This window comes from Leifsonia sp. (assembly GCF_051955155.1).
Classification (GTDB): domain Bacteria; phylum Actinomycetota; class Actinomycetes; order Actinomycetales; family Microbacteriaceae; genus Leifsonia.
Genome location: NZ_JBQCGZ010000158.1, coordinates 1 through 10,940, shown reverse-complemented (window position 1 = coordinate 10,940; position 10,940 = coordinate 1). Strand labels below are relative to the sequence as shown.

6 protein-coding genes are annotated in these 10,940 nt (G+C 71.5%); 2 read left to right on the top strand and 4 right to left on the bottom strand.

Annotated elements, in window-relative coordinates; all coding sequences use genetic code 11:
* Positions 1-63: 63 nt before the first annotated feature.
* Positions 64-2,604, bottom strand: coding sequence for an ATP-dependent Clp protease ATP-binding subunit (locus tag ACTHMF_RS17105; RefSeq protein WP_440319259.1), 2,541 nt, complete (start codon positions 2,602-2,604; stop codon positions 64-66).
* A 130-nt stretch (positions 2,605-2,734) separates the two neighbouring features.
* Between ACTHMF_RS17105 and ACTHMF_RS17100 the strand changes: the two genes are divergently transcribed.
* Together ACTHMF_RS17100 and ACTHMF_RS17095 are read left to right on the top strand one after the other, a co-directional pair.
* Entirely contained in the window at positions 2,735-3,646 is a 912-nt protein-coding gene (locus ACTHMF_RS17100; protein ID WP_440319257.1) for an SDR family oxidoreductase, read from the top strand.
* A complete protein-coding gene (locus ACTHMF_RS17095) occupies positions 3,643-5,322 on the top strand; it encodes a class I adenylate-forming enzyme family protein (RefSeq protein ID WP_440319255.1) in 1,680 nt (559 codons plus the stop codon). Before ACTHMF_RS17100 ends, ACTHMF_RS17095 begins: the two co-directional genes overlap by 4 nt.
* A gap of 55 nt (positions 5,323-5,377) precedes the next feature.
* Here ACTHMF_RS17095 and ACTHMF_RS17090 read toward each other — a convergent pair whose 3' ends face one another.
* From ACTHMF_RS17090 to ACTHMF_RS17080, 3 genes are all read right to left on the bottom strand, one after another.
* Positions 5,378-7,069 carry an MDR family MFS transporter gene (locus ACTHMF_RS17090; RefSeq protein ID WP_440319253.1) on the bottom strand — a complete coding sequence of 564 codons (1,692 nt, stop codon included), beginning with the start codon at positions 7,067-7,069 and terminating at the stop codon, positions 5,378-5,380.
* Between the two features lie 41 nt (positions 7,070-7,110).
* On the bottom strand, positions 7,111-7,713 hold the full coding sequence (locus tag ACTHMF_RS17085) for a TetR/AcrR family transcriptional regulator (protein ID WP_440319251.1): 603 nt from the start codon (positions 7,711-7,713) through the stop codon (positions 7,111-7,113).
* Positions 7,714-7,766: 53 nt separating this feature from the next.
* Positions 7,767-10,940 (bottom strand): DUF7507 domain-containing protein (locus tag ACTHMF_RS17080; protein WP_440319249.1); only part of this gene is annotated, 3,174 nt, incomplete at its 5' end.

Below are 10,940 nucleotides of genomic sequence, written 5' to 3'. Positions count from 1 at the left end.
CACCACTCCCGCCGGCGGGGCGCCGCCCCGGGGGGGGGGGCCGCCTCTCGGTGGGCGCGCGGCTCACGCCGCGGCGGCGAGCACCTCCCGCGCACGGACCACCAGGGCGCCGTCGGCCGCGTCGACCACGACCGTCCCGCCCTCGGCGACGGAGCCCGCGACGAGCAGGTCGGCCACGCGGTCGTCCACCTGGCGCTGGATGACCCTGCGCAGCGGACGGGCGCCGTACTCCGGCTCGTAGCCGGCCTCGGCGATCCACTCGACCGCCGCGTCCGTCGCCTCGAAGCCGATGCCGCGGGCCGCGAGGCGGGCCGAGGTGGCGTTCAGCAGCAGGCGGACGATGGAGCGCAGCTGCACCGCGTCCAGCTTCCGGAACAGCACGATCTCGTCGATGCGGTTCAGGAACTCGGGGCGCATGGCCTCGCGGAGCTTGCCCATCACCCGGTTGCGGATGTCCTCGTCGGACGAGAAGCCGTCCGAGCCCGCCGCGACGAAGCCGAGGGCTCCGCTGCGGGAGGCGAGGAACTCCGAGCCGAGGTTGGAGGTCATGATGACCACCGCGTTGCGGAAGTCGACCGTGCGGCCCTGGCCGTCGGTGAGGCGGCCGTCGTCGAGCACCTGCAGCAGCAGGTTGAACACGTCCGGGTGCGCCTTCTCGATCTCGTCGAACAGGATCACCGAGTACGGGTTGCGGCGCACGCGCTCGGTCAGCTGGCCGGCCTCGTCGTAGCCGACGTACCCGGGAGGGGCGCCGACCAGGCGGGCGACGGTGTGACGCTCGCCGAACTCGCTCATGTCGAAGCGGATCATCGAGCGCTCGTCGCCGAACAGGGACGCCGCCAGCGACTTGGCCAGCTCCGTCTTGCCGACGCCGGTCGGGCCGAGGAACAGGAACGAGCCGACGGGACGGCGCTCGTCGCCCAGACCGGTGCGGTTGCGGCGCACGGCCTTCGCGACCGCGGTGACCGCGTCGTCCTGGCCGATCACGCGCTCGTGCAGCTCGGACTCCAGCGCAGCGAGACGCTCACGGTCGGCCTCGCCGATCCTGGACACCGGGATGCCCGTGGCGCGCGACACGATGGCCGCGATCTCCGCCTCGTCCACGACGGCGTCGGGGCGCGGAGCGCTGCCGAGGTCGTCGATGGCGCGCTGGACGTCCTCGATCTCGTCGCGCAGGCGCGAGGCCTCCTCGTAGTGCTCGGCGGCCACGGCGGAGTTCTTCTCGGACTCCAGGGTCGCGAGCTGCTGCATCAGCTGCGAGGCGTCGACGCGCTTGCCGAGCGAGAGCCGCAGCCGGGCGCCGGCCTGGTCGATCAGGTCGATCGCCTTGTCCGGCAGGAAGCGGTCGGAGATGTAGCGGTCGGACAGCTCGACGGCGGCGCGGATCGCCTCCGGCGTGTAGGTCACGCCGTGGTGCTCCTCGTACGCGTCGCGCAGCCCGTCCAGGATGAGGACGGCGTCCTCGATCCCGGGCTCGCCCACCTGCACCGGCTGGAAGCGGCGCTCCAGCGCCGGGTCCTTCTCGATGCGGCGGTACTCCTTGAGCGTGGTCGCGCCGACCAGGTGCAGGTCGCCGCGGGCCAGGCGCGGCTTCAGGATGTTGCCCGCGTCCATCCCGCCGGACTCGCCGGACCCTCCGGCGCCGACAACGGTGTGCAGCTCGTCGATGAACACGATCAGCTCGTCCTTGCCCGCGCTGATCTCGTCCATGAGCGTGGTGAGCCGCTCCTCGAAGTCGCCGCGGTACCGGGTACCGGCGACCATTCCGGCCAGGTCGAGCGCGACGACCGTCTTGTCGCGCAGCTGCTCCGGCACGTCGCCGGCGACGATCGCGCGGGCCAGGCCCTCGACGATCGCGGTCTTGCCGACGCCGGCCTCGCCGACCAGCACGGGGTTGTTCTTCGTCCGGCGGGAGAGGATCTCGACGGTCTGCTCGATCTCGTCGAGCCGGCCGATGACCGGGTCCAGCTTGCCGTCGCGCGCGAGCGCGGTCAGGTCGGTGCCGAACTTGTCGAGCATCGGGGTCGCGGAGTCGCCGCCCTCGGCGGCAGGGCCGGCCTCGCCGGCGTCCACCGTCGCGCCCTGGCGCATGGCGCTCGTGAGCGCGTCCGCGGTGACGCCCGCGGCCTGCAGCACCTGGCCGGCGGGGGCGTCCTGGCCGATCACGAGCGCGAAGAAGAGGTGCTCGGGGTCGATGTAGGTGCTGCCGGAGGCGCGGGCCACCTGGTAGGCGTGGAACAGCGCGCGCTGCGCGGACGCGGTGATGGACGCGCCGTCCGCGTCGATCGGGTCGGCGGTGGCGGGGAGCCGGCGCTCGGCCGCGGCGGCCACACGCTCGGGATCGACGCCGATCCGGCGCATCGCGTCGGCGGCGGGCTCCTGGCGGGCCATGACGCGCAGGATGTGCAGCGAGTCGAGCTCGCGGTGGCCGTGCTCGAGCGCGAAGCGCCCGGCGTCGGCGAGCAGTTCCTGCGCGCGCCGGCTCAGGAACCGGCTGATGTCGATGGAGCGCGCGGCGCGCGCACGCTCGCCCGCGAGATAGCGCGCGAGGAACTCGTCGAACGAGTTGTCGCCGCCGCTCTCGGGAGAGAAGTTCTCAGGCACGTTGTCTCCTGTTTCTGGAAGTTGAGTGGTGTGCACTCAAGTTCAACGCTCGGGGGCGGACGGTATTCCCGGCGTCGGGAAGAGGCTTCCGATCGACCGGAGGCGGCCTCCGCTCGGGACTACACTGGCGATGGCCATCGAGCAGAACCCAGGAGCGACGACGAACGAGAGACCCCAGCCCCGCACCGGGCAGCACGGCAGGCGAGGGCTCGTGACCGGCGGGTCGCGCGGGATCGGCCGCCGCATCGCTGAACTCCTCGCCGCGGACGGCGTCGAGGTCGTCCTCACCTACCGCCGCGAGGCGGACGCGGCGGAGGCCACGGTGGACGGCATCCGCCGGGCAGGCGGCGCGGCGAGCGCGCACCGGCTGGAGCTGGAGAGCGAGGAGGACATCGACCGCCTCTTCGCCGCGGAGTTCGGGGAGGGCTCGCGGCTCGACGTGCTGGTCGCCAGCGCCGCCGCCTCGGCCTTCCGGCCGCTCGACGACCTCACGACCCGCAATCTCGAACGGTCGTGGGCCACCAACGTGCGCTCGTTCGTCCTGCTCGCCCAGCGCGCGGCGCAGCGCATGACGGCCGGCGGCCGGATCGTCGCCGTGACCAGCTACGGCAGCCAGAGGGCGTTCCCGCTCTACGGCGCCATCGGCTCCGACAAGGCGGCCCTCGAATCGTGGGTCAGGCACATCGCCGCGGAGCTCGGACCGGCCGGCATCACCGTGAACGCGGTCAACGGCGGACTGATCGACACCGACTCGCTGCGGCACTTCTACGGCAACGCCGACGTGCCCGGTCTCGACGTGATGGTGCCGCGCATCCCGATGGCGAGGCTCGGCACGGCGGACGACATGGCGGAGGCCGTGCGCTTCCTCGCCTCGCCCGCCGCCGGGTACATCACCGGCCACACCCTCGTGGTCGACGGCGGGCTGACCGTCGTCGCACCGCCGTTCCGGTCGGAGCTCGGCCGGGACGACCCCACCCGATCCGGAACGGAGTCGACGCCCGAAGGACGCCAGCACACCGCTCCTCCCGTAGGAGAGAGATGACAGACACCATCGAGACGAACACCGAGTACGACCCGACCGCGCTGCGGACGGTGTTCGAGCAGCACTTCACGTACGCATCCGCCGTGGAGCGCAACACCCACCGCTACGCGGGCCGCACCGCGCTGACCGACCCGCCGACCGGCCGCAGCTGGACGTACGCCGAACTCGGCCGGGTCACCGGCAGCCTGGTCGCCGGCCTGGCCGCGCACGGCATCGGCGTCGGCGACATCGTCGCCTACCAGCTGATGAACACGCCGGAGTTCGCCTTCCTGTACGTCGCGGCCCAGGGCCTGCGCGCGGTGAGCTCGCCGATGAACTTCCGGCTGGCGCCGGGCGAGACGGCCCACATCCTGGACGACGCCCGCCCCGCGGTGTTCGTCTACGACACCGCGTCGGCCGAGAGCGTCGCGACGGCCCTCGACCTGGCCGCGCACCGCCCTGCGGTGATCGCGGGCGTCGGCGGCGGCCCGCTGCTGGCGGGCACGATCCCGTTCGAGGAGCTCCTGGTCGCCGGCGCGCCGTCGTTCCGCGCGCCCGAGGGCGCGAGCGTCTGGGACGAGACCTCCCGGCTGTACACGAGCGGGACGACCGGGATGCCGAAGGCGGTCCCGCTGACCAGCCTCAACGAGGTGCTCACCGCGCACGACGTGATCATGCACTTCCCGCTGGCGCCCACCGACAAGACCATGAACATGTCGCCGTGGTTCCACCGGGGCGGCAACTACTGCGCGGGACCGAACACGGCGTTCTATGTCGGCGCCGAGGTGGTGACGCTGCCGCGCTTCGACCCGGCCATCGTCCTGGACAGCATCCAGGAGCAGGGCCTCACCTACGTCGTCGGGGCCCCGACGAACCTGGAGCGGCTCGCCGACGCGCAGGAGGCGGAGCCGAGGGACCTGTCTTCGCTGCACGGCATCGTGACGATGGGAGCGCCGCTCGATCGTACGGCGGCGCTCCGCTACCAGCGCGTGCTCACCCCGCGCATCGCCAACGGCTACGGCACCACCGAGGCGTTCTGGAACACCTACCTGCGCCCGGAGGACCTGCCGGGTGCGGCCGGCGCCGCCGGCCGCGCGTGCCTCGACGACGACGTCGCCGTCGTGAAGGTCTACGGAGGCGACCGGATCGCCGCGCCCGACGATCTCGCGGAGAAGAACGGGCACGAGATCGGCGAGGTGATCATGCGCTCGGTCAAGAGCGGCTACGCCTATGTGCACAACCCGGACGAGGAGGCGCGCAAGTTCCGCGACGGCTGGATCTACCCGGGCGACCTGGCCAGTTGGGACGGGGACGAGATCGTCACGATCGTCGGCCGCAAGGACGACATGATCATCTCCGGCGGCGAGAACGTGCATCCCGTGCAGGTGGAGGAGGCGCTGGCGGCGCATCCGGATGTGGCGGACAGCATCGTCGTCGGGCTGCCGGACCCGGAGTGGGGCGAGGTCGTCGTGGCCTACGTGCAGCCGCGGCCGGGCCGGCTCGCGGACCCGCAGGCCGCGGCGGCGGAGCTGGAGGCGCACTGCAGGGCGAGCGTCGCGCTCGCGGACTACAAGCGTCCCCGCCGGTACACCTTCGTGGACGAGCTGCCGTACACCGCGACCGGCAAGAAGCAGCACTTCGTGCTCAAGGAGCGCTCGAGCGCCGACGCGGCGGCCGGACTCTTCGTCACGCCCTGACGCGGCGGCCGGCGCCGAGCGGGAGGCGGGGTGTCGCCCGCCTCCCGCTCGCGTCTCAACGGCCGACGGGGTCCTGTTCGCGGATCCCGTCGCCGTCGAGCTCTCGGGCATCGCCCGCCGCGGTCGGCGTCGGCGCGGCGGCCGCGGTCCTCGTGCCGCGCTGCTCCGCCTCCAGCCGCTCGGCCTCCTCGCCGCCGATCGCCTCGCCGCGGGCGACGAGCCCGGCCTGGTCGGACAGCGGGATCTGCTTGAGGAACAGCGCGAGCAGGAACGCGACGGCGATGAACGGCAGCAGATACCAGAACACGGGCGCGAGGGCGTTCGCGTAGGCGTCGACGACGCCGGTGTGGATCGGCTCCGGCAGCGCGTTCAGCACCTCGGGGCTGATGGTCGATGTCGCCCCCGCCGCGTCGGAGGCCGAAGCGCCCGCCTTCGTGAACACATCCGTCAGGTTCTCCGTGAGCCGCGTCGTGAACAGCGTGCCGAACACGGCGGTGCCGAGAGCGGCGCCGACCTCGCGGAAGTAGTTGTTCGTCGAGGTCGCCGTGCCGAGCTGGCTCGCCGGAACGGCGTTCTGCACGACGAGGACGACCACCTGCATGATCAGGCCGAGGCCGGCTCCGAAGACGAACAGGTAGAGGCAGATCAGCCAGATCGGCGTGGAGGCCGCTAGCGTCGTCATGCACACCATCGCGATGCCGGTGATGATCGTGCCGAGGATCGGGAACAGCTTGTACTTCCCGGTCCTCGTGATCGCGATGCCGGAGGCGATGGAGGTGCCGAGCAGGCCGACCATCATCGGGATCATCAGCAGGCCGGACGCCGCGGCCGAGGTGCCGGACGACATCTGCAGGAAGGTCGGTACGAAGCCGATGGCCGCGAACATCCCGATGCCGAGCGCGAGGCCGATCGCGGTCGCGTTGATAAAGATCGGGTTCCTGAACAGCGACAGCGGGATGATCGGGTCCTTCGCCCGCGCCTCGGCGACCACGAAGGCGACCGCGGCGGCGAGCAGTCCGATGCCCCACGCCCAGGTGGCCATCGAGCCCCAGCCGTACGCCGTGTCCCCGCCGAAGTCGGTGAAGAAGATCAGGCAGGTCGTGGCGATCGAGAGGAACAGGATGCCGAGGATGTCGATCGGCTGGGTCGCCTTCTTGTTCGGCAGCCGGAGCGCGAGCACGGCGATGACGAGCGCGATGATCCCGACCGGGATGTTGATGTAGAACGCCCACTGCCAGGTGAGGTGGTCGACGAAGAAGCCGCCGAGCAGCGGGCCGGCGACGGCCGAGAGGCCGAAGATCGCGCCGAGCGGGCCGAGGTACTTGCCGCGCTCGTTGGCGGGGACGATGTCGGCGATGATCGCCTGCGACAGGATCATCAGGCCGCCGCCGCCGAGGCCCTGCATCGCGCGGAACACGACGAACGTCCAGAAGTCGCCCGCGAACGCGCAGCCGGTGGACGCGGCGGTGAACACGGCGATGGCGATGATGAACAGCCAGCGCCGGCCGAGCACGTCGCCGAGCTTGCCGTAGACGGGCATCACGATGGTGGTGGCGAGGATGTACGCGGTCGTGATCCACACCTGGTGGGAGACGCCGCCGAGGTCGCCGACGATGGTCGGCATGGCGGTGGAGACGATCGTCTGGTCGAGGCTGGAGAGCAGCATCCCGGCGATCAGGGCGCTGAAGATGATCCAGATGCGCCGCTTGGTGAGCAGCATCGGGGCCGGCGCGGGTGCGGTGGTCATGGGTTCCGTTTCGGGTCGGTGGCGGTGGAGGGGGATGCGGTTCAGTGGAAGAGCTCGCGGACGACGGCGACGCGGCGCCGGACGATCGAGGGCAGGTCGTCGGTGGACCCGGCGCGGAAGAACTCCTCGGCCGAGGCGCGGAGGATCGCGCCGGTGAGCTGCACGGCGGCTGCGGCCCGCAGGTCGCCCGCCAGGAAGCCCTCCCTGCGCTCGACGAGCTCGATGTCGTCCCGCTCGTGCTCGCCCGCGAGCGAGAGCATGTGCCCGATCAGCTTGGGCTCGCGGTCGAAGGCGCGCACGATCTGGGCGACGTCGTCGGCGGTGATCCCGCCGAAGGACCAGCGTTCCAGGTGCAGCGCGATCAGGTCGTCGACGAGGTGCGCCGTCCCCCGCGCTCCGGCGGCGGCGAACCGCTCCCCCGCGCCCGACTCGTCCCGGTCGACCGGGACGCCGATCACGGCGTTCTCCTTTGAGGCGAAGTAGTTGAAGAAGGTGCGCCGGGAGACGCCGGCCTCCTCCGCGAGCTCGTCGACGGTGAAGCCGGAGAGCCCGTTCTCGATGGTGAGCCGCCGCGCCGTCACGGTGAGCGCGCGCGCCGTCTCGGCCTTGCGGCGCTCACGAAGGGAAGATGCACTATCGGTCACGAAGTGCAATCTTGCACTTCATTGCTGAGAGTGCAATGTGAGGGGTCCGGCACTCAGCGGGCGCCCGGCCGCCTCCGGCTGCGCACCAGCGACACGACCGCCCCCGCGACGATCAGCAGCACAGCGATGGCGATCGCCGCGAACGAGACGGTCGAGCCTGTGCCGGCCAGCGGCGTCGAGCCTTCCCCTGACGGCCCCGGCTGCGGCGGCACGGGTGTCGGCGTGGGTGTCGGCGTCGGCGGCCCGGGAACCACGGCGTCCACGGACGCGGTGGAAGGCGGCGATGTCACCGTCTGCTGCCCGGGGGCCTGAGCGGATGCCGTCGCCGTGTTCGCGATGGGGTCTCCGGTCAGGTCGGCGGCCACCACGGCGTAGGTCGCCGTGCAGATGACGCTCTGCCCCGGCACGAGCGAGGTGACGTCGGACGGGCACGTCGGCACGGGCGCGGCGCCAGCGCCCGTGAAGATGGTCTCCGAGACCGTGGGCGCGCCCAGCGTCACATTGCCCGCGTTGGTGACGACGTACGAGTACGTCACCGTCTGGCCGACCTCGGAGACCTCAGTCACGTCGGCCGTCTTCACGAGGGCGATCGCCGGCGCCGGCTCGGCGGGGACCACGGCGTCGGACTCGTTCGACGACACCGGGGAGTTGTCGCGCGTCGTCCCGCTGGCCGTTGCGGTGTTCGTCACCCGGCCCGCGTCGATGTCGGCCTGGGTGAGCGTGTACGTCGCTGTGCAGGTCAGCTGGTCCCCCGGCTGGAGGAGGGTCGGCGGGCAGGTCGCCGGACCGAGAGTGCCGGAGCCGGAGAACGCCGTCTCGTCGACGACGATGGAGCCGACAGGGACGTTCCCGGTGTTCGTGACGACGAAGCTGTAGGTGATCACCTGGCCTGCGACGAACTGCGCGGGGCCGCTCGGGGACGCCGACTTCACGAGCGAGAGCGAGGCGACGGTGCCGAGCGGTGTCGTCGTGCCGGCGGGCGGGGACTCCACGGTGCTTTCGTCGGGCGCGTCACCGCTGGCCACCGCGCTGTTCACGACTTCACCGGCTGCGATGTCGTCCGCCGTCACTGGGTAGGTGGCGAGGGCGCGCACCTGCTGGCCGGGTTCGAGGACGCCGTCGGCGCCCGGCCAAACGAACGTGAACGGTCCGAGACCGGCCAGGCTGTCCGTGATCTGCACGCCCGTGAGGGTCGTGTTCCCGGTGTTCGTCACGGCGAACCGGTAGACGATGGGATCGCCGGGACGGGTCGGGTTCTGCACCCCGGTGGCGTCCGCCTCCTTCGTCAGCGCGATCGCCGGGGCCCTCGTGATCGGGGTCGAGGTGTCGGCGGGCTCCGACGGGGTCTCGGCTCCCGCCGGGGTGGTCCCGGTGGCGAACGCGGTGTTCAGCACACCGCCCGCGTCGATGTCGGCCTGAGTGATGCGGTACGTCGCGGTGGCTGTCGCGACGTCTCCCGGCGCGAGCACGCCCGCCGCGCCCGGCCAGGTGTAGACCGGCGGTGAGAGCCCCGGCAGCCGATCGGTCAGCACGACACCGTGCAGCGTGAGGTTGCCGTCGTTGGTGATCGTGAAGGAGAAGGTGATCGGGTCGCCCACGGCCGGCGGCGTCGATAACGACGGCGTCGCCGCCTTCGTGATGCTCAGGTGCGGACCGGGCGTCAGCGGGGTGTCCGTGCTCTGCGGCCCGGCCGTCACCCCGGTGCCACCGGCCGTGGTGCCCGCCGCCGTCGCGGTGTTGGTCACGTGGCCCGCGTCGATCTCGGCCTGCGTCACCGCGTGCGTCCCCCGGCCGACCACGGACTCGCCGGGAGCGAGCGTCCCGGCCGTTCCCGGCCAGGTCAGGGTCACGTCGCCCCCGAGAAGCGAGTCGTCGATGCTCACGCCCTCGAGCGTCACGTTGCCGGTGTTCGTGACGGTGATGGTGTACGCGATCGGATCGCCGACCGCCGCGGGTGCTGCGACGCCGGAGGCGTCGGCCGTCTTCACGAGGTCGAGCGATGGGGCCTCACTTCCGGAGATGACCGCGGAGGACGCATCCGTGACAGCAGGCCCCGACGGCGGCGTTCCGCTCGCGATGGCAGTGTTCGTCACGCTGCCCGCATCCACGTCCGCCTGGACGATCGTGTAGGTCGCCGTGCAGGTGGTCGCCGCCCCGACCGCCAGGGTGGTCGTCGGGCAGCTGATCGTCGGCGGCGTTCCGGCGCCGGTGAACGCGGTCTCCGTGACGTCCACGGCGGTCAGCGGCACATTCCCCGTATTCGTCACCTCGAACGAGTAGGTGACGAGGCGCCCGGCCGTGTACTGAGCGGGATCGGTCAGGTCCGCGGACTTGATCAGGGAGATCGCGGGCAGGTCGGGCTGGGTGAACACCACCGTGCTCCCGCCGGGCTCGAGCAGTCCGTCGATCGGGCCGATGTTGTCGGGACCGTTCGTGAATGTGCCCGTGGTCGCGGACGTGACGGGGACCGTGATGGTGCACGACGCCAGCCCCGCGGTGAGATTCCCGCTGCCGGAGATGGTGGTGCCGGCGATGGTCGCCGCGCCGGCGGGGCAGTCGGTGCTGGCCGGCCCGGAGAAGCTGAGACCGGCCGGGAGCGTATCGGTGAACGACCAGCCGTTCTTGGCCGACAGTTCGTCGGTGTTCGTGATGGTGAACGTCAGCGTCGTGCTCTGCCCCGCCTGCAGGGTCGACGGCGAGAAGTCCTTGTCGAGTTGCGGGGTCGCGTCGACGATGGTCGGGTCGTCGAACCCGGAGTCGTTGCCGCGGTAGGAGCCTGCCGCGTTGTACAGCTGGACGCCCAGCGAGGTGACGCCAGCGGGCATCCGGAATCCGGCGGAGTTGAGCCGTGCGATGTGGTAGGTGTGACCGGCCGTCGTGATGACGCGTGCGTTCCGATCGGTGCAGGGATTCAAGCCGGCCGCCAGCGGGGTCACGGTGCCGCCGCCGGTGCCAGGAGCCGGGCCGGATCCGGTCTGGTTCTGGATGAGGTTGAAGGTGAGGTCGGGGTCCTGCCGGTTCAGGGTGGGACCCTCGCTGACGCAGTTGGCCGCGCCGTAGATCGCGCTGATCAGGTAGAAGTGTCCGGGGACGATCCCGGCGGTGATCGGCTGCGCCGTCTGGACCTGGACACCGGGCCCGGGATTCGTTCCGCCATTGGTGTACGCGGAGAGGATCTGGTTGGTCTGCGCCGTCGCGAGCGCCTCGCCGCGGTAGAGCCCGATGGC

What these genes read in the sequence shown, in the direction of transcription:
- ACTHMF_RS17100 (WP_440319257.1), top strand. Translation starts at nt 2,735, where the DNA reads ATGGCCATCGAGCAGAACCCAGGAGCGACGACGAACGAGAGACCCCAG.
- ACTHMF_RS17095 (WP_440319255.1), top strand. Translation starts at nt 3,643, where the DNA reads ATGACAGACACCATCGAGACGAACACCGAGTACGACCCGACCGCGCTG.
- ACTHMF_RS17090 (WP_440319253.1), bottom strand. Translation starts at nt 7,069, where the DNA reads ATGACCACCGCACCCGCGCCGGCCCCGATGCTGCTCACCAAGCGGCGC.